21 protein-coding genes and 1 pseudogene are annotated in these 24,247 nt (G+C 68.5%); 14 read left to right on the forward strand and 8 right to left on the reverse strand.

Annotated features, from left to right (window positions below):
- Window positions 1-45: 45 nt before the first annotated feature.
- Window positions 46-1,272 (reverse strand): multidrug effflux MFS transporter, encoded by a 1,227-nt coding sequence (locus tag FSB78_RS03710; RefSeq protein WP_147080067.1) that lies wholly within the window; start codon window positions 1,270-1,272, stop codon window positions 46-48.
- A gap of 651 nt (window positions 1,273-1,923) precedes the next feature.
- Here FSB78_RS03710 and FSB78_RS19750 point away from each other — a divergent pair.
- The 4 genes and pseudogenes from FSB78_RS19750 to FSB78_RS03730 form a co-directional block, all read left to right on the forward strand.
- Window positions 1,924-2,871 (forward strand): annotated as a pseudogene (locus tag FSB78_RS19750) (methyl-accepting chemotaxis protein); the annotation flags it as partial.
- A gap of 369 nt (window positions 2,872-3,240) precedes the next feature.
- On the forward strand, window positions 3,241-3,924 hold the full coding sequence (locus tag FSB78_RS03720; RefSeq protein ID WP_147080071.1) for an ABC transporter ATP-binding protein: 684 nt from the start codon (window positions 3,241-3,243) through the stop codon (window positions 3,922-3,924).
- On the forward strand, window positions 3,914-6,442 hold the full coding sequence (locus FSB78_RS03725) for an FtsX-like permease family protein (RefSeq protein WP_147080073.1): 2,529 nt from the start codon (window positions 3,914-3,916) through the stop codon (window positions 6,440-6,442). The genes FSB78_RS03720 and FSB78_RS03725 overlap by 11 nt, the downstream gene beginning before the upstream one ends.
- Window positions 6,442-7,494: a lipocalin-like domain-containing protein gene (locus FSB78_RS03730; protein ID WP_147080075.1), complete on the forward strand. Its 1,053-nt coding sequence runs from the start codon at window positions 6,442-6,444 to the stop codon at window positions 7,492-7,494. The genes FSB78_RS03725 and FSB78_RS03730 overlap by 1 nt, the downstream gene beginning before the upstream one ends.
- Window position 7,495: 1 nt before the next feature.
- Here FSB78_RS03730 and FSB78_RS03735 read toward each other — a convergent pair whose 3' ends face one another.
- On the reverse strand, window positions 7,496-7,960 hold the full coding sequence (locus FSB78_RS03735; protein ID WP_147080077.1) for a DUF3429 domain-containing protein: 465 nt from the start codon (window positions 7,958-7,960) through the stop codon (window positions 7,496-7,498).
- Window positions 7,957-8,310 carry a DUF4440 domain-containing protein gene (locus FSB78_RS03740; protein ID WP_147080079.1) on the reverse strand — a complete coding sequence of 118 codons (354 nt, stop codon included), beginning with the start codon at window positions 8,308-8,310 and terminating at the stop codon, window positions 7,957-7,959. The genes FSB78_RS03735 and FSB78_RS03740 overlap by 4 nt, the downstream gene beginning before the upstream one ends.
- Before the next feature lie 144 nt (window positions 8,311-8,454).
- Between FSB78_RS03740 and FSB78_RS03745 the strand changes: the two genes are divergently transcribed.
- From FSB78_RS03745 to FSB78_RS03760, 4 genes are all read left to right on the forward strand, one after another.
- On the forward strand, window positions 8,455-8,835 hold the full coding sequence (locus tag FSB78_RS03745; RefSeq protein ID WP_147080081.1) for a DCC1-like thiol-disulfide oxidoreductase family protein: 381 nt from the start codon (window positions 8,455-8,457) through the stop codon (window positions 8,833-8,835).
- Window positions 8,832-9,326 (forward strand): DUF427 domain-containing protein, encoded by a 495-nt coding sequence (locus tag FSB78_RS03750; protein ID WP_147080083.1) that lies wholly within the window; start codon window positions 8,832-8,834, stop codon window positions 9,324-9,326. The genes FSB78_RS03745 and FSB78_RS03750 overlap by 4 nt, the downstream gene beginning before the upstream one ends.
- 16 nt (window positions 9,327-9,342) lie before the next feature.
- A complete protein-coding gene (locus tag FSB78_RS03755; RefSeq protein ID WP_147080085.1) occupies window positions 9,343-10,680 on the forward strand; it encodes an ABC1 kinase family protein in 1,338 nt (445 codons plus the stop codon).
- Between the two features lie 61 nt (window positions 10,681-10,741).
- Window positions 10,742-12,553 (forward strand): DUF885 domain-containing protein, encoded by a 1,812-nt coding sequence (locus FSB78_RS03760; RefSeq protein WP_147080087.1) that lies wholly within the window; start codon window positions 10,742-10,744, stop codon window positions 12,551-12,553.
- 168 nt (window positions 12,554-12,721) lie between these two features.
- On the opposite strand, the gene FSB78_RS03765 is transcribed toward FSB78_RS03760, so the two are convergent.
- From FSB78_RS03765 to FSB78_RS03780, 4 genes are all read right to left on the reverse strand, one after another.
- Window positions 12,722-13,030, reverse strand: a complete 309-nt coding sequence (locus tag FSB78_RS03765) for a hypothetical protein (protein WP_147080089.1) — start codon at window positions 13,028-13,030, stop codon at window positions 12,722-12,724.
- Window positions 13,031-13,110: 80 nt separating this feature from the next.
- Window positions 13,111-15,054: a CocE/NonD family hydrolase gene (locus FSB78_RS03770; protein WP_147080091.1), complete on the reverse strand. Its 1,944-nt coding sequence runs from the start codon at window positions 15,052-15,054 to the stop codon at window positions 13,111-13,113.
- Window positions 15,055-15,140: 86 nt separating this feature from the next.
- A complete protein-coding gene (locus FSB78_RS03775; RefSeq protein ID WP_147080093.1) occupies window positions 15,141-16,919 on the reverse strand; it encodes a cation:proton antiporter domain-containing protein in 1,779 nt (592 codons plus the stop codon).
- Window positions 16,920-17,105: 186 nt separating this feature from the next.
- A complete protein-coding gene (locus tag FSB78_RS03780; protein WP_147080095.1) occupies window positions 17,106-18,326 on the reverse strand; it encodes an NADP-dependent isocitrate dehydrogenase in 1,221 nt (406 codons plus the stop codon).
- Window positions 18,327-18,577: 251 nt separating this feature from the next.
- Here FSB78_RS03780 and FSB78_RS03785 point away from each other — a divergent pair, with 251 nt between their 5' ends.
- Complete coding sequence (locus FSB78_RS03785) at window positions 18,578-19,306, forward strand: phosphatidylserine decarboxylase (RefSeq protein ID WP_147080097.1); 729 nt, start codon at window positions 18,578-18,580, stop codon at window positions 19,304-19,306.
- Window positions 19,303-20,106 carry a CDP-diacylglycerol--serine O-phosphatidyltransferase gene (pssA, locus tag FSB78_RS03790; protein ID WP_147080099.1) on the forward strand — a complete coding sequence of 268 codons (804 nt, stop codon included), beginning with the start codon at window positions 19,303-19,305 and terminating at the stop codon, window positions 20,104-20,106. The genes FSB78_RS03785 and pssA overlap by 4 nt, the downstream gene beginning before the upstream one ends.
- Here the strand turns inward: pssA and FSB78_RS03795 are convergent.
- The gene (locus FSB78_RS03795) at window positions 20,045-20,278 is read right to left on the reverse strand and encodes a hypothetical protein (protein ID WP_147080101.1); all 234 of its coding nucleotides are present in this window, start codon (window positions 20,276-20,278) and stop codon (window positions 20,045-20,047) included. The two genes, pssA and FSB78_RS03795, sit on opposite strands and share 62 nt — an antisense overlap.
- A gap of 319 nt (window positions 20,279-20,597) precedes the next feature.
- On the opposite strand from FSB78_RS03795, the gene rpsB reads away from it, so the two are divergent.
- The 4 genes from rpsB (at window position 20,598) to frr (ending at window position 24,153) form a co-directional block, all read left to right on the forward strand.
- The gene (gene rpsB / locus FSB78_RS03800; RefSeq protein ID WP_147080103.1) at window positions 20,598-21,449 is read left to right on the forward strand and encodes a 30S ribosomal protein S2; all 852 of its coding nucleotides are present in this window, start codon (window positions 20,598-20,600) and stop codon (window positions 21,447-21,449) included.
- A gap of 88 nt (window positions 21,450-21,537) precedes the next feature.
- Window positions 21,538-22,485 carry a translation elongation factor Ts gene (gene tsf / locus FSB78_RS03805; RefSeq protein ID WP_147080106.1) on the forward strand — a complete coding sequence of 316 codons (948 nt, stop codon included), beginning with the start codon at window positions 21,538-21,540 and terminating at the stop codon, window positions 22,483-22,485.
- A gap of 379 nt (window positions 22,486-22,864) precedes the next feature.
- Window positions 22,865-23,596, forward strand: coding sequence for a UMP kinase (pyrH, locus tag FSB78_RS03810; RefSeq protein ID WP_147080107.1), 732 nt, complete (start codon window positions 22,865-22,867; stop codon window positions 23,594-23,596).
- The gene (gene frr, locus FSB78_RS03815) at window positions 23,596-24,153 is read left to right on the forward strand and encodes a ribosome recycling factor (RefSeq protein WP_147080110.1); all 558 of its coding nucleotides are present in this window, start codon (window positions 23,596-23,598) and stop codon (window positions 24,151-24,153) included. The genes pyrH and frr overlap by 1 nt, the downstream gene beginning before the upstream one ends.
- Window positions 24,154-24,247 lie beyond the last annotated feature (94 nt).

Genomic DNA, 24,247 nt, shown 5'->3' on the forward strand with positions numbered 1-24,247 from the left:
CGTCTGGCGTTACGGGATGCGTGTCGCCTCTTGGCTTCGCGGCGGTCAGGCGGTCGCCATGCGGGGCTGGAACAGCTTGCCGCCCTCCACGACATAGACGACGCCCAGCACCGCGAGGCCGATGCAGAGATAGCCGATCGCGAGGGGAACGGTGGTGCCGTTGTAGGACTGGCCGATCGCGGAGCCGACCACGACCGCGCCGACGCTGGTGATGAAGCCCTGGATCGACGAGGCGGCGCCGGCGATATGGCCGACCGGCTCCATCGCCATCGCGCCGAAGTTGGACCCGCACAGTCCGATACAGGTCATGCTGAGCGCCTGGAACAGGATATAGGTCGGCAGCGATTCGAGCCCCGCGACGATCACCAGCAGATGGCCGACCGACAGCGCGATCAGCGCGAGCACCGCCGACTGCGAGATCAGCCGGGTCCCCAGCCGCTCGACGAGACGGCTGTTGGCGAACGACGCGCACCCCATCGAGAAGGCGCAGAGCGCGAACAGCAGCGTGAAGTGCTTGCCGGCGCCGAACTCCTCGACGAAGATCTGCTGCGCGAGCGAGACGAACGCAATGATTCCTCCGAACGTCAGCGAGGCAGCCACGGCATAGCCCGCGGAATAGCGGTTGGTCAGCGTGACCCGGTAGCCGTTCGCGAGCGAGGCGATCGAGATCGGCACGCGGCGTGCGACCGGCAGCGTCTCCGGTAAGCGCGTCAGGACATAGGCCAGCACGAGCGCGGCAAAGGCACCCAGCGCGTAGAAGATGAAGCGCCACGGCCCGAACAGCAGCAGCCCCTGACCCAGCGTCGGCGCGAGGATCGGCACGAGGAAGAAGATCATCTGCGCCACCGACAGCGTCCGTGCCATCTGCCGCCCTGAGAAACAGTCGCGAACGATCGCAACCGCAAGCACGCGGGTCGACGCCGACATCAGCCCCTGCAGCACGCGCGCACCGAGCAGCGCGCCGAACGTCGCCGAGCTGGCGGCGAAGATGCTCGCGCCGACGAACCCGATCAGCGAGACGATGAGGATCGGTTTTCGCCCGAACCGGTCGGCGAGCGGGCCATAGACCAGCTGCCCGGTGCCGAAGCCGAGCATATAGGCCGTGATCACCCATTGCCGGTGGTTCGCCGCGGTCACCGCCAGGTCGCGGCCGATATCGGCGAGCGCGGGGAGCATCAGGTCAACGCCGAGCGCGTTCACCGCCATCAGGGCGGCGACGAACGCGATGAATTCGTTGCGGTGGAGGGCTTGGGCAGCGGGTCGTTCGGTCATCGGGTCCGCCTAGCCGTCCACGCGTCGTCGCGCGAGAGTGCAACGGCGCGGGTCGGCGGTCGTTCCCCCGGACTCGCTCTTCGCACCCGGTGTCATATGCCGTTAACGTGGCCGGCATACCCGCTGCGGATGGTTACTCGGCACTCAACAATCTGGCCGCAGGGCATGGTGGCGCGGATGATGGCGCCGGTCGCGGTGATGTTCGTCCTCGTCTGCCTGATGGGGCTGATCGGTCTCGGCACGCGCGCACGGATCCAGCGATCGCATGCGGCGGTGCAGGCGAGCCAGCGCATCGGTACCGATCTGACCGAACTGCGATCGCTCAGCCGCTCGCTGCAACGCGACGCGCTGAACCTGCTGCTCGAACCGGATCGCGGAGAACTGGCAGTGATCCATGCGAAGTTCGCCGGGCGTCACGCGCAGATGCGCGCGATGCTCGGGCGGATCGCAGTCGACCCGCTGTTCGTCGCGGAGCCGCGCGCGGGCCGCTATCTGCGCGCGCAGCGCACGGTGCTGGACAGCCTGTTCACCGTCGCCAGCAGTGTGCAGCAGGGCGGGCGCCGCACCGCGCTGCAGTCGTTCCGCACCGCAGTCCGCCCCAACGAACGCATCGCGTCGCGGCTGGCCGACCAGTTGATCGAGGACCAGGGCATGCGGGTCGCCGCGCTGCAGCGCCGCGCGGCCGCGCTCGAGGACCAGGACCTGCTGGTCGTCAGCGTCACCGGGCTGCTGCTGTTCGCCTGCGCCGCGATCGCGACGGTGATCATCGTGCGGCGATCGGTCATTACCCCGCTGGCCGAGATCGAGGCCGCGCTGACCCGAATCGCCGACGGCGCGACCGACAGCGGCACGCCCTATATCGATCGCCCCGACGAGATCGGCCGCATGGCGCGCGCGATCGAGGTGTTCCGCGCCGCGGTTCTCGCGCGCGAACGGCTGGAACGCGAGAGTGCCGAACAGCGCACCGCCGACATCCGGCGCGCACTGGACCAGGAACAGGGCCGCCGTGCCGCGCGCGATGCCGAGACGGCACGCGGCGCCGCGGTGGACAGCTCGGTCGGCGTGCTGGAGGACGAGGTCGCGCAGGTGATCGCCGGGCTGCGCAGCGCGGCGGGACAGCTTTCGGTGACGTCGGGCCGGCTGCGCGGGCATTCGACCGCCGCGACCGGGCAGCTCGACGACGTCCGCGTCGCGGTGACTCGCGCGGCCGACGGCGCCACCGATATCGCCGCCGCGGCGGACCAGTTCATGACCGCGCTCAACGGCGCGAGCGAGACGACGAGGCGTTCCGCACAATCGAGCGCCGACGCCGGCGAGCAGGCCGCGGTGCTGGTCGCGCAGATGGAGCAGGTCCGCCAGGACGCGCGCAACGTCGTGCAGGTGGTCGATTCGATCCGCGGGATCGCGCGGCAGACCGACATGCTGGCGCTCAACGCCACGATCGAGGCGGCGCGCGCGGGCGAGATCGGCAACGGCTTCGCGGTCGTCGCGGGCGAGGTGAAGGCGCTTGCACGGCAGACCGAACGCGCGACGGTCGAGATCACCGCGCGCGTCGAACGGATGCAGGGCGCAGCGGAAGAGGCGGGGGCCAGCCTGGAGCGGATCGGCACGATGATCGTCGCGATGATCGCCGGATCGGACGGGCTCGCCGCGAGCATCGGCGAACAGGCGATCAGCGGCACCATCATCAACCGCAACATCGCCGGCGCCGCGACCGACCTCGAGATCATCAGCGGTCGCGTCGCCGACGTCGCGGTCGCGGCGAGCGGAGTCGATGTGCTGGCGGGGAAGCTCAAGGGCGACGCCGAACTGGTCGAGGCGAGCGCGACCGCGATCGACGTGGCGCTGCGCCGGTTCTTCGCGCAGCTGCATGCCGCCGAGCGCCCGCAACCCGACGGCGCGTCCCTGTTGGCGCTGGCGGTGCGATGATCATTGCGGCGCGGGCGAGAGTGCGTCACGGATCACCCCATGATCGAGCCCTTCCTTCTCGCGGTCCGCGCGCTCGGAAAGTCGGTCCCCGGCCCGCGTGAACTCTTTCGCGCGCTCGACCTGGACGTCCGGGCGGGCGAGCTGGTTGCGATCATCGGCGAATCGGGGGTGGGGAAATCGACCCTCCTCAACATCCTCGCCGGGCTCGACGATGCCGATACGGGCAGCGTCGCGATCGACGGCATCGTGCTGGGCGAGCTCGATGAGACCGCGCGGACGCGGGTGCGGCGCGAACGGATCGGGTTCGTGTTCCAGGCTTTCCACATCCTCCCCTATCTGACGCTGCGCCAGAACGTCGCGCTGCCGCTCGCGCTGATATCCCCCGACCAGGCGGCGGCGAGCGCGCGGGCGGAGGCGATGCTCGACGCGGTCGGGCTTGGCGGGCGCGGCGACGGCTATGCGCGCGACCTGTCGGGCGGCGAGTTGCAGCGCGTCGCGATCGCGCGCGCGCTCGTCCATCGCCCGGCGCTGATCCTTGCGGACGAGCCGACCGGCAATCTTGATCCCGAGACCGCGGCGCGCGTGCTCGCGCTGTTCGCGGACGCGGTGCGCGGCAACGGCGCGGCCGGCGTGATGGTGACGCATTCTGACGCGAGCGCGGCGATCGCCGACCGCGTGCTGACGCTCGGCCGCGACGGACTGGTGGAGCGGCGTGGCGTCTGAGCCCGGCTTGTGGTCGGGGCGGCTGGCGCTGCGCTGGCTGATCGGCGGCGAGTGGCGGTTTCACCCGGCACGCTTCCTGACGACCGCGGTGGCGATCGCAGTCGGCGTCGCGCTCGGCTTCGCGGTGCATCTGGTCAACGGGTCGGCGCTCGCGTCGTTCGACGGTGCGCTGCGCGGAGTGAACGGCGCCGCCGAACTCTCGGTCCGCGCGACGAGCCCGCTGGGCGTCGACGAACGGCTTTATCCGCAGGTGGCGCGCGCGGCGGGGGTCGCCGAGACGAGCCCGGTCGTCCGGCTCGACGCACGCGTCGGCAAGACGCGGCTGACGTTGCTCGGGGTCGACGTGATTCGTGCGGCGGCGGTGACGCCGTCGCTGATCGGCGTGCGCCCGCAGGGGCCCGACACCGGCAACGATGCGGTGTTCGACGAGCGTGCGGTGTTCCTGTCGCGCGCGGCGCTGGCGCAGGTCGGTGCGCGGCTGGGGTCCGAGCTTGTGGTGGTCGCGAACGGCCGGTCGGTGCGCCTGCGCGTCGCCGGGACGCTGCCCGCGACCGACGATGCGGTGTCGGTGGGGGTGATGGACATAGCGGCGGCGCAGTGGCGCTTCGGTCGGCTCGGGCGGATCGACCGGATCGATCTCGCGCTGTCGGATCGCGAGACGGCGCGGGCCTCGCTCGGCGCGCTGCTGCCCGCCAACGCGATCCTCGCCACCGCGGAGACGCAGAACGCGCAGGGTGACGCTCTGTCGCGCGCGTACCGCGTCAATCTCGATATGCTGGCGCTGGTCGCGCTGCTGACCGGCGGCTTTCTGGTCTATTCGGCGCAGTCGCTGTCGGTGGTGCGGCGGCAGCGCGCGTTCGCGCTACTGCGGACGCTGGGGATGCCGCGGGGCGGGGTGGTCGCCGCGGTGGTGGTCGAAGGGGTCGTGATCGGGCTGGTCGGCGCGTCCGTCGGTCTGGCAGCGGGCTATGGTCTCGCCTGGGCGGCGCTCCATTGGTTCGGCGGCGATCTGGGCGCGGGCTATTTCGGCGGCAGCACGGCGCGCGTCGTGTTCCAGCCGGTTGCGGCGTCGGGATTCTTCCTGCTCGGGCTGCTCGCGGCGATCCTTGGTAGCGCGCTGCCGGCACGGGTGGCCGCCCGCGCGGCGCCCGCCGCTGCGCTCAAGAATGCAGGCGACGTGCTCGATCCGCGCCGTTCGGTGGCGTGGTGGCCGGCGGTCGCTCTGCTGCTCGGCGGTGGCGCGGCGGCGCTGGTGCCCGCGGTCGGGGACCTGCCGCTGTTCGGGTTCGCCGGAATGGCGCTGATGCTCGCGGGCGGGGTCGCGGGCGTGCCGTGGTTCGCGCGCGCGCTGCTGACGCCGCTCGCCAAGCGGACCGGGCGCAGCGTGCCGGGCCAGCTCGCGATCCGCCATCTGCACGGCGCGCCGGGTGAGGCGGCGACCGCCCTGTGCGGGATCGTCGCGTCGACCGCGCTGATGATCGCGATGGCGACGATGGTGACGAGCTTTCGCGGCGCGGTCGACGACTGGCTGGGACAGGTGCTGAGCGCCGATCTGTATGTGCGCACCACGGCGGGCGCGAGCTTCGATCCGGCAACGCGCGCGCGGCTGGCGGCGACACCGGGCGTGGCGCGGCTCGCGTTCAGTCGCCAGCTGCCGCTGACGATCGCGGCGGACCGGCCGCCGATCAGCCTGATCGCGCGGCCCGAGCGCAGCGGGCGCGATCCGTTGCTGGTGCTGATCGAGCGCGGCCCGCCGCTGCCCGCGGACGCGCTGCCGGTCTGGGTCTCCGAACCCGCGCAGCGGCTCTATGGCTGGGATCCGGGCGAGACGATTACGCTGCCGATCGCGGGGCGCACGCGCTTCCTCGTCGCGGGGGTGTGGCGCGATTACGGGCGGCAGGCGGGCGCGGTGCTGGTCGACGAGGGCGATTACGAGCGGCTTACCGGCGACACCGGACGTGACGAGATTTCGGCGACGCTGGTGCCGGGCGCCGATGCCGCAGCGGTGGCGCGCGCGATGACCGCGCGACTGCCGCCGGCGTTGCGCGATCAGGTCGAGACGAGCCAGCCCGCCACGCTCCGCCGCTTCGCGCTCGTGCTGTTCGACCGCAGCTTTGCCGTGACCTATCTGCTCGAAGCGGTCGCGATCCTGGTCGGGCTGGCGGGCGTTGCCGCGACGATGTCGGCGCAGACGATCGCGCGCGAACGCGAGTTCGGGATGCTGCGCCACCTCGGCGTCACACGGCGGCAGCTGACCGCGATGCTGGGCGTCGAGGCCGCGATCGTCGGGCTGACCGGTGCGCTGGCGGGGATCGGGCTGGGGATGATGCTGTCGCAGGTGCTTATCCATGTGATCAACCCGCAGTCGTTCAACTGGACGATGAGCACGCGAATCCCGGTCGGTACGCTGGTCGGCGTCGCGGCGGCGTTGACCGGCGCGGCGGCGGTGACGGCGATCCTTGCCGGGCGGCGCGCGACGGCGAAGAGCGCGGTGCAATCTGTGCGGGAGGATTGGTGATGCGCGCGTTGATCGGACTGGTCGCGGCGGTCGGCGTCGCGGCGCCGGCGCCCTATCCGGTGGTCCGGCCGGGGATCGTGTTGCGTTTCCCCGCGGATCACGGCGCGCACCCGGCGTTCCGGACCGAATGGTGGTACGTCACCGGGTGGCTGCACACCGCGGCGGGTGAGGACCTCGGGTTCCAGGTGACCTTCTTCCGCACCCGCCCGCCGGTCGACCCGCGCAATCCGAGCCGCTTCGCCGCGGGCCAGGTGCTGTTCGCGCATGCCGCGCTGTCCGATCCGAAGACGGGCAAATTGCTGCACGGCGAGAAGGCGGCGCGCGCGGGCTTCGGGCTGGCGCAGGCACGCAAGGGGGATGCCGATGTCGCGATCCGCGACTGGCGGCTGCGGCGATCGGAGGACGGGCGGTGGGCGACGCGCGTCGCGGCGGACGGCTTCGCGCTCGCGCTCGATTTCCGGCCGACCCAGCCGCCGCTGCCGCAGGGGCAGGGCGGGTATAGCCGCAAGGGGCCGAAGCCCGACCAGGCGAGCTATTATTATTCGGTGCCGCATCTGCGCGTGACCGGGCGTGTGAAGCGCGGCGACGTGGTCGCGGCGGTGACGGGCGAGGCGTGGCTCGATCGCGAATGGTCGTCGGACTATCTCGCGCCCGCGGCGCAAGGGTGGGACTGGACCGGGCTCAATTTCGACGACGGCTCGGCGATGATAGCGTTCCGCATCCGGCGCAAGGGGGGCGGGACGCTGTGGACCGGCGGGTCGCTGCGCCGGGCGGACGGCCGCACGACGGTGTTCGGGCCGAACGATGTTGCGTTCCGCCCGCTGGCGACGTGGCGCAGCAAGGCGACGGGCGCGGTCTATCCGGTGTCGCAGGAACTCAGCGTCCGCGTCGACAGCGGTGTCCGGCGCTGGCGGCTCGTGCCAATGTTCGCCGCGCAGGAACTCGACGCGCGGCGCGGCGGGTTGCCGGTCTATTGGGAAGGCGCGGTGCGTACGCAGGGCGGGCGCGGCTATCTGGAACTGACCGGCTACGCCCAGCCGCTTGCGATGTAGCTTAGGCCAGATAGCCGATTGCGAGTGTCAGGACCCCGAGCCCGATCGACAGCGGCAGGCGCAGCGCAAGCCACCAAGACGGGCACAGCCCTGCCGATCGCAGCTTATAGTCCACCATCAGCGACCCGAGCAGCGACAGACCGAGCAGCGCCATCGACGGCCCCGGCCAGGCATCCCCGGTCGCCCAGGGGACGGCCGACACCAACGCGATCAGCGAAGGCGCGACTGCCGCGAACCACACCCAGCGCGGCACCGGCGCGTGCGCTTGCGCCGCCAGCCCCCACCACAGTCCGCCGAGGAAGCTCAGGATCAGCGCGGCATAGGCGTATGAGAGCGCCAGCGCGGTGAAGCGTCCACCAGGCTCGCCCGCCGCGACCGCGACGAGCGCGAGGATCTGCGGCAGCAACCCGGCATAGCCCAGCCACCGCGCGAGGGGTGGGAATGCCGGGTCGGGGCGCGGCGTCATCGCGTCAGCGGCGGGGTCTGCTGGTGCTGGACGACCTGCCAGTCGTCATGCGCGCGGCGGCGATAGGTCGAGGTGCAATGCGCGGCGTAATGCTCGTCGCCGCGCGTCACCGCGATATGATAGGCGACCACGATCAATCCCTCTTCGGGCCGCGCGATCCGCTGGTCGGCGAACTCGACCGAGGTCCAGCGCGGCGTGTTCGCGACCGTCGCGACGGCTTCGTCGCCGCTCAATACGTAAGGCGGCACGGGCAGCACCATCAGGCACTCGGCATCGATCAGTTCGCGGTAATGCTCGGCGTCGCCGATCCACAGGCTTTCCTCGAAGTCCCAAACGCGATTGTCGTCCATGATTCTCTCCCGATGTCAGGATGCTCAGATGTCAGGATGCTCAAGTGTCCGCCGCGGCCTAACGTTCCGCATGGGCCCGGGACGTGACGATTTTTCGCACTACCCCTTTGGCGCCGTTCGCAGCCGCACCACGTTATCACCGTGATGCTGAACGACACTTCCGAGCCCGTGCTGACCGTCTGGCACGACGGCGGCTGTCCCCTGTGCCGCCACGAGATCGCGTTCCTGCGCCGCCTCGACCGTCGCCGCCGGATCGACTTCGTCGACGTGTCGGGAAGCGAACCCGTGTCGTGCCCGCTCGACCGCACCGCGATGCTCGCGCGGTTTCATGCGCGCGAGGATGGTCGGCTGTTGTCGGGCGCGGCGGCGTTTGCCGCGATGTGGCGCGCGATCCCCGTGCTGCGGCCGCTCGGGCTGGCGGCGCGCAACCCGCTGATCCTGTCGCTGCTGGAGCGCGGCTATGTCGGGTTCCTGCGGCTCCGCCCGTCGCTGCAGCGACTAGCGCTTCGGATGGAACGCGCATGAGACCGAAACCCGATCCCGTCGCGCCCGGCCAGGAAAGCGTCTGGGCGTTCCCGCGCCCGGCGATCGCCGAGCGCTCGGCGGCGCATATCGTCATCGAGCATGCCGGCGTTATCGTCGCCGATACGCCCGCCGCGATCCGCACGCTCGAGACCAGCCATCCGCCCAGCTACTACATCCCGCGCGCGGAAATCCGCGACGGCGTGCTGCGTCGTGCGGAGGGCAGCTCGTTCTGCGAATGGAAGGGCGCGGCAGTCTATTGGGACGTCGTGCTGGGCGACATCGTGCTGCCGCGGATCGGCTGGAGCTATCCGACGCCGACCGCGCCGTTCGCGATGCTGAAGGATCACGTCGCGTTCTACGCCGCGCCGTTCGACCGGTGCAGCGTCGATGGCGAGACGGTCGTGCCGCAGCCCGGCGGCTTCTACGGCGGCTGGATCACCAGCGCGTTCGCCGGACCGTTCAAGGGCATTCCGGGCAGCCGCCTGTGGTAGTTTTCAAGGGCCAATCATGACCGACGACAGAAGCGGGCGCGAGCGCGCCGTACCCAGTGGCCGACTTTCCCGGCTCGGCGTGTTCGGGAAACTCGCCGGCGGCGTCGCGGGCGGCGTGATCGCCGAGGGCGCGCGCCGACTGGCCGACGGACAGCGGCCGCGGATGGGCGACCTGCTCATGACGCCCGCCAATGTCGGTCGCGTCGCGGACCAGCTGTCGCACCTGCGCGGCGCGGCGATGAAGCTCGGCCAGATGATCTCGCTCGATTCGGGCGAGTTCCTGCCGCCCGAGCTGACGCAGATCCTCGCCAAATTGCGCGACCGCGCGCACCACATGCCGCCCGCGCAGCTGCAGCAGGTCCTCGCACGCGACTGGGGCAAGGACTGGCGCCGCCGGTTCGCGCGGTTCGACGCGCACCCGGTCGCCGCGGCGTCGATCGGACAGGTCCACCGCGCACGCACGCATGACGGTCGCGACCTCGCGATCAAGGTCCAGTATCCCGGCGTGCGCGAGAGCATCGACGCCGATGTCGACAATGTCGCGACGCTGCTGCGCGTGTCGGGTGCGCTGCCCAGGACGATCGACATCGCGCCGCTGCTCGCCGAGGCGAAGCGCCAGCTGCACGAAGAGGCGGACTATCGTCGCGAGGGCGAACAGCTTGCGCGGTTCGGCGCGCTGCTGGCGGACAGCCCGGACTATGTCGTGCCGGCGTTCGACCGTGAGTTCTCCGGCGACGACGTGCTGGCGATGAGCTTCGTCGATGGCGTGCCGATCGAGACGCTGGAGAGCGCCGAGCAGGACGTCCGCGACACCGCGATCCGCAAGCTGGTGGCGCTGGTGCTGCGCGAGCTGTTCGAGTTCGGGCTGATGCAGACCGACCCCAATTTCGCGAACTATCGCTACCAGCCGGCGACCGGCAAACTCGTGCTGCTCGATTTCGGCGCCGCGCGCGCCGTCCAGTCCGAGACGGTCGAGGGATACCGCACCCTGATGCTCACCGGACTCGCCGGCGACCGCGATGCGGTGCGCGAGGCGGCGGTATCGGCGGGGTTCCTGGGCGACGCCGCGGTCACCCGGCACCGCGTCCTGGTCGACCGGATGATCGACGTGGTGCTAGGCGAACTCAACCGGCCCGGTCCGTTCGATTTCGCCGACCGCGCGTTCGTCGCGGTGCTGCGCGAGCAGGGCGCTGCGATGGCGAACGACCGCGACACCTGGCACGTGCCGCCGATCGACACGCTGTTCGTGCAGCGCAAGATTAGCGGTACCGCGCTGCTCGCCACGCGGCTGAAGGCGAAGCTCGACGCCCGCGACATGATCGCTGCTGCGCTCGCGAGCGAACCGGTCGGCTGAAGACGGCCGGCTTGCCCGATCCCCGCGCCGCGGTTAGCCGTAGCGACAAAGGGAGAGGGACATGACCGAACTGACGAAACGCGCATTTCTCGGTGCGCTGATGGCGAGCGTGGCGATGCCGGTGCTGGGGCAGGGCCCGGCGGCGGGGACGGACGACGCCGCGCTGCTGCGCTTCCTCGACGCGGCGTTCGACGCGCAGGTCGCGCTCAGCCCCGAGTTCCAGACCAATCTCGGGCTCAAGACCAACAACGACAGGCTCGACGACTATACCGATGCCGCGGCGCAACGACGCCAGGCGCTGGAAGAGTCGCAGCTCGCGGAGATGAAGCGCCGCTTCTCGCCCGCGCGGCTCGGTGCGGGCGCGCGGCTCAGCTATCGGCTGTTCGAGGACCAGATTGCCACCGACCGCCGCCAGTTCGCGTTTCGCGACTATGCGTTCCCGGTCTCGACCAACGGCAGTCCGGCGGGCGACATCCCCGTCTTCCTGATCAACGAGCACCGCGTCGACACCGTCGCCGACGCGCGCGCCTATGTCGCGCGGCTGCGGGATTCGCTGCGCGTGATGCGCGAGACCGCCGCCAGGATGCGCGCGCAGGCAGCCAAGGGGATCGTCCCGCCCCAGATGGTGTTCGCACCCGCGCGCAGCGACGCACGGCAGGTCATCACCGGCGCGCCGTTCGATACCGGCCCGGACAGCACCCTCTTCGCCGATTTCAAGGAAAAGCTCGCCAAGCTGACCGCCCCCGCGGCGGTGAAGGCGACGCTGCTCGCCGACGCGATCGCGGCGCTGAAGGGGCCGTTCCGCCAGGGGTTCGACGTGCTGTTCGCGACGCTCGACGCGATCGAGCCGCAGGCCAAGGGCAATGACGGCGCGTGGAGTCTGCCCAACGGCGCGGCCTATTACCAGGCGCGGCTCGCTTACTACACGACCACCGACCTGACCGCCGACCAGATCCATCAGCTGGGCCTCGACCAGGTCAAGGCGATCCATGCCGAGATGACCGCGGTGATGACGCGTGCGGGGATCAAGGGAAGCCTGGCCGAGCTGTTCGCGCGGCTGCGTAATGATCCGGCGTTCAAATATCCCAATACCGATGCCGGGCGTCAGCAATATCTGGCCGATGCGCGCGCGGCGATCGCGCAGACGATGGCCGCGGCGCCGCGCTTCTTCCGCCGCCTGCCCAAGGCACCGCTCGAGGTGCGTGCGGTCGAGGCATGGCGGCAGGAGACCGCGTCGGTCGCCTTCTACAACCAGCCCGCGCCCGACGGCTCGCGCCCCGGCATCTTCTACGTCAATCTGGCCGACATGAATCAGGTGCAGAAGCCGCAGGTCGAGGGCATCGCGCACCACGAGGGCGCGCCCGGCCATCACTTCCAGATCGCCCGGTCGCAGGAGCTCACCGACGTGCCGAAGTTCCGGCGCTTCGGCTATTACGGCGCCTATACAGAGGGTTGGGGGCTGTACTCGGAACGGCTTGCGAAAGAGATGGGGGCCTATACCGATCCCTATTCGGAGCTGGGCATGCTGTCGCTGCAGGTCTGGCGCGCGTGCCGGCTGGTGCTCGACACGGGGATGCACGCCAAGCGCTGGAGCCGCGACCAGGCGATCGCCTATTTCACCGCGAACGCACCGCTGTCGCAGCGCGACGTGACCAAGGAAGTCGATCGCTACATCAACAATCCGGGGCAGGCGACGAGCTACATGGTCGGACAGCTGCGGATCGCCGCGCTGCGGAAGAAGGCGGAGACGGCGCTGGGGGCGAAGTTCGATTTGCCGGACTTCCACGAGGTGGTGCTGGCCTCGGGTGCGCTGCCGCTGGGGGTGCTGGAGGAACAGGTTGATGCGTGGATCGCCGGGGTGAGGCGGGGGTAATCGCTGCTGAGATCGTCACCCCGGACTTGGTCCGGGGTCCACCGCGCCGCATACCCAGCAGCCTCAGGGTCTGCGGAACGGTGGATGCCGGACCAAGTCCGGCATGACGAAGGTCTGTAAAGCGGGCTCGCACCTGATCAGGCTCAAGCTTATCGCGTGACGTCGCTCTTACTTCGCCGCGACGTCGTCAGCATCGAACTCGGAAAACGCCTCGCGCACCGCGGTCGCAGCCGCGTCGTCCGCCAGTTCGACCGAAACCTTGACCTGGCCATTCAGCGCCGCGTCGTCGCGCTGCTCGGGGCTCGGGCCACCTGCCTCGTTGTCCGATCCGGCGACGTCCTCGCCCGCCGTATTCTCGTCGCCCGCCGCCGCGACGGAAATTTTCGCACGGTCTAGGCCGTGTTCCTGGACCAGCCGCTCGACGGTCATCTCGGCTTCGCGCCGCGTGTCGAACTTCGCGGTCAATGTCGTCGCCATGGTGCTCTCCCAATGAAAAAGGAGGCCGGCGGTGTCGCCGGCCTCCTCGCATAACGTCGGGAACGCGTGTCGGTGCCGCCTTACTTCGCCATCGCGGCGGTCTGGTCGACCGGGACGACCGGCAGCAGCACCGCGCTCGCCTGCGGACCGCCGCGCACGATCGTCACCGTCGCCGCCTTGTAGTCCGACTTCTTCGCCAGGAAGATGTTGGGGACGAAGGTCTGCGGGTTGCGGTCGTAGAGCGGGAACTGGCTCGACTGGACCTGGACCATGATCTTGTGGCCCGGCTGGAACACGTGGTTCACGGTCGGCAGGCGGAACTTGTATTCCTGCACCTTGTTGGCCGGAATCGCGGTCGGCTTGGCAAAGCTGTTGCGATAGCGGCCGCGGAAGATGTCCTGGCTGATCGCCAGCTGGTACCCGCCCATCTTGGGCTCGGTCGCGTTCTCCGCCGGATAGACGTCGATCACCTTGACGATGAAATCGCCGTCGGTGCCCGTGGTCTTGGCGAAGATGTCCGCGATCGGCGCACCCGACACGCGCACCGGCGTGGTCAGCGCCTCGGTCGTGTAGGTCATCACGTCGGGCCGCCCGTCGACGCCCCGCTGGTCGCTGACCAGCCAGTCGCCCCAGCGGCCGTCACCGAAGTTCACCGGCCGCGGCAGATGTGGCACCGGCTTGGTGGGATCGGAGACATAGCTGTCGCCGCCCGCGGTCGCCGCGCCGAAGCCGAGCGCGCCGCCGGCCTGCAGGTAGATCGGCTTGAGCGGCGCCGCGCAGCCGGTCTCGCAGGCAAGCGGCCAGGTCGCGAACCGGTCCCAGTGGTTCTCGCCGGTATTGTAGATCGTCGCGGCGGGCAGGGTGACCGCGGGGCCGTCCTTCAGATACTGGTTGAACAGCGGCAGCACCATGTCCTCGCGAAACTGCTCCGCGGTGTCGCCATTCCACTCGAACGGCCCCAGGCTGCGCCCCTCGCGGTTGATCTGGCTGTGCCGCCACGGGCCCATCACGAGATGGTTGTTGCCGATCTTTCCCTTGGCCTTCAGCGCTTCCCAGCTCATCACCGCGCCGTACATGTCCTCCTGGTCCCACAGGCCCTGTTCCCAGATCGTGGGCACGTCGGACGGGTTGGCGGCGATCAGCTTGTCGAGCGCCTGGCCCTGCCAGAACTCGTCATAGGCAGGGTGCGACACCATCCGCTGCCAATAGGGGAGCTGGTCGTAACCCGACTTCTTCGCCCAGTCGCCCGCCGAGCCGACGTCGCGGAAATTCTCGTAATCGTCGTAACCGCCGGTCGGCGGCGCCTTGCCCGCGCCCTTGTAGCCGGTCTGGCCGCCCAGCCAGGCGATGTTGGCGAGGCGGAACGCGCCATAGTGGAACCAGTCGTCGCCCATCCACCCGTCGATCATCGGGCTCTCGGGCGCCGCGACCTTCAGCGCCGGGTGCGGATTGAGCAGCGCCATGACGACGGTGAAGCCCTCATAGGACGATCCGATCATCCCGACGCGGCCGTTCGATTCGGGCAGGTTCGTCTTGTTCACCAGCCAGTCGATCGTGTCATAGGCGTCGGTGACATGATCGACCTTGGTCGGGTTGAGTGGGCCGATCACCGGGCGCGTGACGACATAGTCGCCTTCCGATCCGTATTTGCCGCGGATGTCCTGATAGACGCGGATATAGCCCGCCTTGACGAACATCTCGTCGGCGAGCGGCAGCGTCGCGAGGATGCTCGAACTGTCCGACCGGTTCGCGCGGCCCTTCGCGTTGTAGGGCGTGCGCGTCAGCACGATCGGCGCGTTCGTCACGCCCTTGGGATAGACGATCACGGTGTAGAGCTTCGTCCCGTCGCGCATCGGGATCATCACTTCGCGCTTCACATAATCCTGCGCCGCGGTCGGCGGCACGAACTTCGCGGGAATGTCGCCGCCGACGGCCGGAGCCGGGTTGGCGGTCTTCGGCGTGGTCTGGGCGGGCGCCGTCGCGGCGAGCGCGATCGAGGCGAGAAGGACGAGTTTCAATTTCATGAGGACTGGCTCCGAAGACGATGGCGGAGGCTAGGCCCAATCGGGCCGTGGGATCAATCGCGATCCGCGGGATTTCTCGAGGACGCTCAGGCCGTTCGCGGCGTTCGTTTGGCTTTGCGGCGGCGCGGCTCGACGACCATGTCGGCGGCGGCCTTGATCTCCTGGCGGAGTTCGTCGCGCTTCTCGTGGATCGATGCGATCACCGGACCCATCGCGACGCCTAGGTCGACCAGCACCGCCTCGGACAGTTGCAGCGAACTCTCCAGTGTCTCGGGCACCGCATCGGTGACGCCCGCGCGGTAGAGCTCGGCGGCGTGCGCGGTGTCGCGGGCGCGCGCGATGATCGGCAGGTCGGGCGCCAGCGCGCGGACGCGGCGGGCGACGCGGACGGTGAGGACGGGGTCGTCCATGGTCAGGATCAGCGCCTTGGCGGTGTGCAGCTTGAGCCGGTCGACGAGCTCGGCACGCGCGATGTCGCCGAACAGCACGGGATGGCCCTGGCGACGGGCGGCGGCGACCGCGTCGATATCGGCCTCGACCGCCACGAAGCGCTGGCCGTGGACCGCCAGCATGTCGGCGACCATCCGGCCGACGCGACCAAAACCGATCAGCACGGTGCCGGGACCGTCGGCATCGATCTCGATATCGGCCGCGTCGCCGGTCGATCGGCTCTCGATCCGGCGCGACACGGTGCTGCCGAGCTTGGCGAGCAGCGGCGTGATGGTCAGCCCGATCGCGGTGACGGTCTGCCAGAACGCCGCGGTCGACGGCAGGATCAGCTGCGCCTGCGCGGCGGTGGCGAGCACGATCAGCGTGGTCTCGGACGGGCTGCCCATCAGCAGGCCCGTCTCCGCCGCGACGCCGCGACGCGAGTGGGCGACGCGCAGGAACAGGAAGGTGACCACCGCCTTGACCGCGACCACGCCGACCACCGCCGCGAGCAGCGCAGGCCAGTTCTGCGCGATCAGCCGCAGGTCCAGGCTCATGCCGACCGTGATCAGGAACACGCCGAGCGCGAGACCCTTGAACGGCGCGGTGATGACCTCGACCTCGCTGTGATATTCGGTCTCGGCGATCAGCAGCCCGGCGAGCAGCGCGCCGACGATCGGCGACAGCCCCGCGGCGGTGGTCGCGACGCTGGCGACGATGACGACGAGCAACGAAGCGGCGAGGAAGAGTTCCGGGCTCTTGGTGCGCGCCGCTTGTCCGAACAGCCGGGGCAGGATCAGCCGGCCGCCGACATACATCGCGACGACGGTCAGTCCGCCGCGCAGCGCGACGCTGGCGATGTTGGTCCAGCCGTCGTCGGTCGCGGTGGGGGCGAGCGCGCCCAGCACGAAGATGATCGGCACCAGCGCCAGATCCTCGAACAGCAGCATCGCGAACGCGCCGCGTCCGACCACGCCGGTGGTGCCGACCAGCGGCAGGACCAGGGCGGTCGAGGACAGCGCGAGCGCGAAGCCGAGGCCGATCGCGCCGGGCCAGCCCTGACCGATGAAATGGATCGCGACGCCAATGATCAGCGCCGAGCCGATCAGCTCGGCCGCGCCGGTGCCGAACACCAGCCGCTTCATCGACCATAGTCGCCGGAACGAGAGTTCGAGGCCGATCGAGAACAGCAGCAGGATGATGCCGAACTCGGCGAACGGCTCGATCGATTCCGGGCTCGATATGGTGAGGTAGTAAAGCCACGGCACGCGGTCGACCAAGGCGCCGAGCCCGGCGGGGCCGACCAGCAGGCCGACCAGGATGAATCCGATGACCGGGCTGATCCGGAACCGCGCGAACGCGGGAATCACGATTCCGGCCGCGCCGAGAATGACGAGCGCGTCGCTGAAACCGTGATTGTCGAGCCTGAGTGCCATGTGGCTACCCTAGAGGGAGCGCGGGCCGTTTGTCAGGTGGTTTGGTCGATCGGACCGAATGAGCGGCGCTGCCGCCCGACTTCCGTCACCCTGAACTTGGTTCAGGGTCCACCCCACCACGACCGCTGTCGCCCGTGGCCGGGTGGATGCTGAACCGAGTTCAGCATGACGGAAAGGGGGGGTACGTTACGCCCAGTTGGCCATTTCGGCTTCGAGGTTCGCACGGACCTGCTCGAAGAACTGCTCGGTGGTCATCCACGGCTGGTTCGGCCCGATCAGGATCGCGAGATCCTTGGTCATGTGGCCGTCCTCGACGGTCTTCACGCAGACGCGCTCGAGCGTCTCGGCGAACTTCGTCACGTCGGGCGTGTTGTCGAACTTGCCGCGATACTTGAGGCCGCCTGTCCAGGCGAAGATCGACGCGATCGGGTTGGTCGAGGTCGCCTTGCCCTGCTCGTGCATGCGGAAGTGGCGCGTGACCGTGCCGTGCGCGGCCTCGGCCTCGACGACGCTGCCGTCCGGGGTCAGCAGGATCGAGGTCATCAGGCCCAGCGAGCCGAAGCCCTGTGCGACCTGATCCGACTGGACGTCGCCGTCATAGTTCTTGCACGCCCAGACGAACTCGCCGTTCCACTTCAGCGCCGACGCGACCATGTCGTCGATCAGGCGATGCTCGTAGACGATGCCCGCTTCCTTGAACTTGTCCGCGAACTCCGCCTCGAACACCTCGGCGAAGATGTCCTTGAAGCGGCCGTCATAGGCCTTGAGGATGGTGTTCTTGGTCGACAGGTACACCGGCCACTTGAGGTTGAGACCGTAGTGCATCGACGCGCGCGCGAAATCGCGGATCGAATCGTCGAGGTTGTACATCGCCATCGCGACGCCCGGGCCCTCGAACTGGAACACTTCGCGGTCGATGACCTGGCCGTCGTCGCCCTCGAACACCAGGCGCAGCTTGCCCGGGCCGGGGATCAGATAGTCGGTCGCGCGATACTGGTCGCCGAATGCGTGGCGGCCGACGACGATCGGGTGCGTCCAGCCCGGGATCAGGCGGGGGACGTTCTTGATCACGATCGGCTCGCGGAAGATCGTCCCGCCCAGGATGTTGCGGATCGTGCCGTTGGGCGAACGCCACATCTTCTTGAGGCCGAATTCGGCGACACGCGCCTCGTCGGGGGTGATCGTCGCGCATTTCACTGCGACGCCGTACTTCTGCGTCGCTTTGGCGCTGTCGATCGTGACCTGGTCGTCGGTCGCGTCGCGATGCTCGATGCCGAGGTCGTAATAATCGAGTTCGATGTCGAGATACGGCTTGATCAGGCGCTCACGGATCCATTCCCAGATGATCCGCGTCATCTCGTCGCCGTCGATCTCCACGACGGGCGTCTTCACCTTGATCTTTGCCATTACCAGTTCCTTTGGGGAGGGGTTTGGGGGAGCGTCTAGGGGAGGGCGCGGCAGGGATCAACCGGGTGGACGCCCCGTCCGTCCAGTTCCGTCATCCTGACGAACGTCAGGATCCAGGAGTAGCAGGCGGGGCGTTTGAGGCTCTGGATCCTGACTTTCGTCAGGATGACGATGGAGGTGTCAGGATGACGGTCGTGCCGAAACGACGCTCCAGCGTTGTGTCGTACGAAAAGCACGGATAGACCGAGCCCATGCCATCGTTAGAAAAGCCGCCCGTCGCGACCTCCACGGTCAAATGGCGATTTCCCGCAGTCCATCCGGAAGGCTATAAATACGTCGCGATCGCGACCGGTATCACGCTGCTGCTGACGATCGTCAGCAACGTGCTGTTCTGGCCGATGGTCGGCGTCGTGATCTGGGTCGCGACGTTCTTTCGCGATCCGGTGCGGACCACGCCGCAGGGGCCGGGGCTGATCGTCGCGCCCGCTGACGGGTTGATCACGATGATCCAGCGCATGCCGGTGCCGCGCGAGCTCGCCGGTGCGAACGGACTGGGCGATGCGCCGCTGATGCGCGTGTCGATCTTCATGTCGGTGTTCGACGTGCACATCAACCGCACGCCGATCGCAGGCACCATCAAGCAGGTCGTCTATATCTCGGGCAAGTTCGTCAATGCCGACCTCGACAAGGCGTCGGAAGAGAATGAGCGGCAGCATTTCGTCGTCGAGGGCCGCGACGGCCAGCGCGTCGGCTTCACGCAGATCGCCGGGCTCGTCGCCCGCCGCATCCTCGGCTTCGTCAAGGCCGGCGACATGGTCGCGGCCGGCCAGCGCATCGGCCTGATCCGCTTTGGCAGCCGCGTCGACGTGTACCTGCCCGACGATGTCGTGCCGCAGGTCGCGCTTGGCCAGCGCAGCATCGCGGGCGAGACCGTGCTCGGCCGCGTCGCGGGCGTGCCCGTCACCGGCGTGGCGCAATGATACCGCCGCGGCGCTTGCCACGGACGCCGCGCGGCCTGCCGCTGCGGGCGGTGGCGCCCAACGCCGTGACCGCGCTCGCGCTGTGTTCGGGGCTCACCGGCGTACGCTTCGCCATCGCCGGCGAATGGCAGAGCGCGGTCGCGATGATCATGGTCGCGGGCGTGCTCGACGGCGTCGACGGCCGGATCGCGCGGCTGCTGCACGGCGAGAGCCGGTTCGGCGCCGAGCTCGATTCGCTGTCGGACGCGATTTCGTTCGGGGTCGCGCCAGCGCTCATCCTCTATCTCTGGTCGTTGTCGGGCGTGCCGCGGATCGGCTGGATCTGTTCGCTGATCTTCGCGGTATTCTGCGCGCTGCGCCTCGCGCGCTTCAACGCCAAGATCGACGAGACCGAACAGCCGCACAAATCGGCGGGGTTCCTCACCGGCGTGCCGGCGCCGGTCGGCGCGGGCCTCGCGCTGATGCCAATGTTCTTCTGGTTCTGGACCGACGACGCGCGGTTCGCATCGCCCTGGTTCGTCGCACCCTGGGTCGCGTTCATCGCGCTGCTGATGGTGTCCAGCATCGCGACCTTCACCTGGGGGTCGCTGCGGCTACGCCGCAATATCCGGTTCGAAGCGCTGGCGGGGATCGTCCTGCTCGGCGCTGCGCTGGTGAGTGCGCCCTGGCATACGCTCAGCGCGATCTGCGTGATCTATCTCGCGTTCATGCCGTTCAGCATCGCGAGCTACGCCAGGGTCAGGCGGCAGCGCGCCATTTCCGCGACGACACTAGCGTCTGCGACGACGCCCAGCGCCTGACGGTGATCCGGCGGTCGGCGACCATCACGGTGCCGACCGTCGTGAACGCGGGCTCGACATGGCCCATCGCCAGGCGGACGATGCGCTTCCATTGCGGTGCGATCGACAGCGCGATCAGCGTGACGGACAGAGCGAATGCGCCTGCGAAAACCAATATGCTCAGAACAGCCATGACGTGCCTCCCGGGAAGTCGCGAGCGTTTCCCAACACTCACAAATGGTTAACAGAAAGCTTCGTTCCGTTCGTCGCATTTTTTCCAAGCCGAATCGGCAGAATTTTGCGGCGAAACGGTCTTCCGTCCCTGTCTGAGCCCTCTATGTTCTCATTGCGTTCCATTCGTCAAGGCCTTGCGTTCCATGAGCGGTTCGGCTAGGGGGCCGCGCTCTACAAACCCGCATGGGAAGCATCATAGCCCGGTGCGTGACGTCACGGATTTTCCGAGACAGATCGTCATCCGCTTCCCAGAGGCACAACCGGAAGGATATATCCCTATGGCGGCACCTGTCGTCTCCATGCAGCAGCTCATCGAAACGGGCGCGCATTTCGGCCACCAGACGCATCGGTGGAACCCCAAGATGAAGCCCTACATCTTCGGTGATCGCAACGGCGTCCACATCCTCGACCTCTCGCAGACCGTGCCGCTGTTCGCACGCGCGCTCGAGTTCGTCTCGTCGGCCGTTGCCGGCGGCGGCAAGGTCCTGTTCGTCGGCACCAAGCGCCAGGCGCAGGAGCCCGTCGCGGACGCAGCGCGTCGTTCGGGCCAGCATTTCGTCAACCATCGCTGGCTGGGCGGCATGCTCACCAACTGGAAGACCATCTCGGGTTCGATCAAGCGTCTCAAGACGCTCGAGGAAATGCTGTCGGGTGAAACCGTCGGCCTGACCAAGAAGGAAGTGCTCCAGCTCACCCGCGAGAAGGACAAGCTCGAGCTCTCGCTCGGCGGCATCCGCGACATGGGCGGCGTCCCCGACGTCATGTTCGTGATCGACGCGAACAAGGAAGAGCTGGCGATCAAGGAAGCGAACACGCTGGGTATTCCCGTCGTCGCGATCCTCGATTCGAACGTGTCGCCGGACGGCATCGCCTTCCCGGTTCCCGCGAACGACGACGCAGCCCGCGCCATCCGCCTGTACTGCGAGGCGATCGCGATCGCCGCGACGCGCGGCGGCCAGGAGCAGCAGCGCCGCACCGGTGCCGACATCGGCGCGATGGTCGAGCCGCCGAAGGAAGACGCGATCGCAGAGCCGGTCGTCGAGGCCAGCGCCGACACGACGCCGGCCGCTGCCGACGCCGACATCGCAGCCGAGCTGGCTGCCGAGGGCGAGCGCCAGATCGACGCGTAAGCGTCGTCGCTTAAACGTCATGCGGGCGGGGTAGGGGCATACCCTGCCTCGCCCGCACTCACATTCAGACCCGAAGAGGATTAAAGACATGGCCGATATCACGGCAGCGATGGTCAAGGACCTGCGCGAACAGAGCGGCGCGGGCATGATGGACTGCAAGAAGGCGCTGAACGAGACCAACGGCGACATGGAAGCCGCGGTCGACTGGCTGCGCACCAAGGGCCTGGCGGCCGCTGCGAAGAAGTCGAGCCGTACCGCGGCCGAGGGCCTGGTCGGCGTCGCCGTGTCGGGCACCAAGGGCGCGGCCGTCGAGGTCAACTCAGAGACCGACTTCGTCGCCAAGAACGACCAGTTCCAGCAGTTCGTCCGCGACGTGACCCAGATCGCGCTCGCAACGGGCGGCGACATCGACGCGCTGAAGACGCAGGCGATGCCGTCGGGCAAGACCGTCGAGGAGGTCCTGACCAACAACGTCGCGACGATCGGCGAGAACCAGTCGCTGCGCCGTTCGAAGACGCTCGAAGTGACCAAGGGCGCAGTTGTCCCCTACGTCCACAACGCCGCCGCTCCCGGCCTCGGCAAGATCGGCGTGCTCGTCGCGCTCGAGTCCGAGGCATCGGACGACGTGCTGCAGGCCCTCGGCAAGCAGATCGCGATGCACATCGCGGCGGCCTTCCCGAAGGCGCTGAACGAGGCGGACCTCGACGAGGCCGAGATCGAGCGCGAGCGCGCGATCGCGACCGAGAAGGCCGCCGATTCGGGCAAGCCCGCCGACATCATCGCCAAGATGGTCGAGGGCGGCATCGCCAAGTACCGCAAGGAGCATGCGCTGGTCAGCCAGCTGTTCGTGATGGACGGCAAGACCAAGATCTCCGACGTCGTCGCCAAGGCCGGCAAGGACGCCGGTGCCGAGATCAAGCTGGTGGACTATGTCCGCTTCCAGCTGGGCGAGGGCATCGAGAAGGAAGCATCCGACTTCGCCGCCGAAGTGGCAGCCGCCAGTGGCGTGGCGCAGCCGGCCAAGACGGACGCGTAAGACAAGGTTGGGATTGCGTGGGGTGTGCGAACGCCACCACCACGCGCCCATCCGTCACCCCAGCGCAGGCTGGGGTCTCCTGGTAGAGGTCGCGAACCTCACCGCGAGATGTCAGCCTTCGCTGGCATGACGGCTGCAGGTAGGGGTACGGGAACGTATCCCCTCCGTTCCCCCGCGCACGCGGGGGCCCAGGGTCGCAGGCGGCAGCGTTCGTAACCCTGGGCTCCCGCGTTCGCGGGAGAACGGCAGGATCGAGCGGACCGGTCCGGCCCCCGGCCTCCACCCCAAGGAGTTTCTGGGCAAGTGGCCACGGCCGCTTCACATCGCGCGCCCCTCCGCCTAAGGTCCGCGCCGCCCCGCCAATCACAATTCGAGATTTATGACGCCTCCGCGCTTCAAACGTATTTTGCTGAAACTGTCGGGCGAGGTCCTGATGGGATCGTCCGGCCTCTCCATCGATACCGAGGTCACCGCACGCGTCGCGGGCGAGATCGCCGACGTCAAAGCCAAGGGCTATGAGATCTGCATCGTCGTTGGTGGTGGCAACATCTTCCGCGGCTTGGCCGGCGCCGCGCGCGGCATGGACCGTGCAACCGGCGATTACATGGGCATGCTCGCGACCGTGATGAACGCGCTCGCGGTGCAGAACGCGCTCGAGCAGATCGGCATCGACACGCGTGTCCAGTCGGCGATCCCGATGGCGAGCGTCTGCGAACCCTTCATCCGCCGCCGCGCCGAACGCCACCTCGAAAAGGGTCGCGTCGTGATCTTCGCGGCCGGCGTCGGCAGCCCCTATTTCACCACCGATTCCGGTGCTGCGCTGCGCGCCGCCGAGATGAAGTGCGACGCGCTGTTCAAGGGCACGAGCGTGGACGGCGTCTACAGCGCCGACCCCAAGAAGGACCCGAACGCGACGCGCTACGACACGATTTCCTATGGCACGGTGCTGTCCGAGGACCTCAAGGTTATGGACGCGAGCGCGATCGCCTTGTGCCGCGACAACAATATCCCGATCGTCGTCTTCAACATCCGCGAGCCCGGCAATCTTGCCGCGGTGCTGGCGGGTGAAGGCGTGTCGACGATCGTCCAGAACGAGCAGGAGAATATCTGATGGCTGCCTATGACAAGACCGATCTGGAACGCCGCATGGCGGGTGCCGTCGAAGCGCTGAAGGGCGATCTCGGCGGCTTGCGCACCGGTCGCGCCTCGACCGCGCTGCTCGATCCGGTGATGGTGACGGTGTACGGGTCGGCGATGCCGCTGAACCAGGTGGCGACGGTGTCCGCGCCCGAGCCGCGGATGTTGTCGGTGCAGGTCTGGGACAAGAGCAATGTCGGCCCGACCGACAAGGCGATCCGCTCGGCGGGTCTGGGCCTCAACCCGATCGTCGACGGCCAGACGCTGCGCCTGCCAATCCCCGACCTGACCGAGGAGCGCCGCAAGGAGCTCGCCAAGCTTGCCGGCCAATATGCCGAGAAGGCGCGCATCGCGGTCCGCAACGTCCGCCGCGACGGGATGGATTCGCTCAAGGTCGACGAGAAGAAGGGCGTGTTCGGCGAGGATGAGCGCAAGCGCCACGAAGTCGAGGTCCAGAAGCTGACCGACGCGACGATCGCCGATCTCGACGCGACCGCGACCGCGAAGGAAAAGGAAATCATGGGGAAGTGACGGGCTTTCGCTCATCTCCCCTCCCGCTCGCGGGAGGGGCTGGGGGAGGGCATGTCCGCATGCGCAGTTCCTTGGACAGGCCCTCCCCCAACCC

The organism is Sphingomonas ginsenosidivorax (genome assembly GCF_007995065.1).
Classification (GTDB): domain Bacteria; phylum Pseudomonadota; class Alphaproteobacteria; order Sphingomonadales; family Sphingomonadaceae; genus Sphingomonas; species Sphingomonas ginsenosidivorax.

Coding starts and splice junctions, on each gene's coding strand:
- tsf (WP_147080106.1), top strand. CDS start 21,538: ATGGCCGATATCACGGCAGCGATGGTCAAGGACCTGCGCGAACAGAGC.
- FSB78_RS03770 (WP_147080091.1), bottom strand. CDS start 15,054: ATGAAATTGAAACTCGTCCTTCTCGCCTCGATCGCGCTCGCCGCGACG.
- FSB78_RS03735 (WP_147080077.1), bottom strand. CDS start 7,960: ATGACGCCGCGCCCCGACCCGGCATTCCCACCCCTCGCGCGGTGGCTG.
- FSB78_RS03785 (WP_147080097.1), top strand. CDS start 18,578: ATGCCATCGTTAGAAAAGCCGCCCGTCGCGACCTCCACGGTCAAATGG.
- FSB78_RS03765 (WP_147080089.1), bottom strand. CDS start 13,030: ATGGCGACGACATTGACCGCGAAGTTCGACACGCGGCGCGAAGCCGAG.
- pyrH (WP_147080107.1), top strand. CDS start 22,865: ATGACGCCTCCGCGCTTCAAACGTATTTTGCTGAAACTGTCGGGCGAG.
- pssA (WP_147080099.1), top strand. CDS start 19,303: ATGATACCGCCGCGGCGCTTGCCACGGACGCCGCGCGGCCTGCCGCTG.
- FSB78_RS03730 (WP_147080075.1), top strand. CDS start 6,442: ATGCGCGCGTTGATCGGACTGGTCGCGGCGGTCGGCGTCGCGGCGCCG.
- FSB78_RS03740 (WP_147080079.1), bottom strand. CDS start 8,310: ATGGACGACAATCGCGTTTGGGACTTCGAGGAAAGCCTGTGGATCGGC.
- FSB78_RS03775 (WP_147080093.1), bottom strand. CDS start 16,919: ATGGCACTCAGGCTCGACAATCACGGTTTCAGCGACGCGCTCGTCATT.
- rpsB (WP_147080103.1), top strand. CDS start 20,598: ATGGCGGCACCTGTCGTCTCCATGCAGCAGCTCATCGAAACGGGCGCG.
- FSB78_RS03780 (WP_147080095.1), bottom strand. CDS start 18,326: ATGGCAAAGATCAAGGTGAAGACGCCCGTCGTGGAGATCGACGGCGAC.
- FSB78_RS03755 (WP_147080085.1), top strand. CDS start 9,343: ATGACCGACGACAGAAGCGGGCGCGAGCGCGCCGTACCCAGTGGCCGA.
- FSB78_RS03760 (WP_147080087.1), top strand. CDS start 10,742: ATGACCGAACTGACGAAACGCGCATTTCTCGGTGCGCTGATGGCGAGC.
- frr (WP_147080110.1), top strand. CDS start 23,596: ATGGCTGCCTATGACAAGACCGATCTGGAACGCCGCATGGCGGGTGCC.
- FSB78_RS03720 (WP_147080071.1), top strand. CDS start 3,241: ATGATCGAGCCCTTCCTTCTCGCGGTCCGCGCGCTCGGAAAGTCGGTC.
- FSB78_RS03745 (WP_147080081.1), top strand. CDS start 8,455: ATGCTGAACGACACTTCCGAGCCCGTGCTGACCGTCTGGCACGACGGC.
- FSB78_RS03750 (WP_147080083.1), top strand. CDS start 8,832: ATGAGACCGAAACCCGATCCCGTCGCGCCCGGCCAGGAAAGCGTCTGG.
- FSB78_RS03795 (WP_147080101.1), bottom strand. CDS start 20,278: ATGGCTGTTCTGAGCATATTGGTTTTCGCAGGCGCATTCGCTCTGTCC.
- FSB78_RS03710 (WP_147080067.1), bottom strand. CDS start 1,272: ATGACCGAACGACCCGCTGCCCAAGCCCTCCACCGCAACGAATTCATC.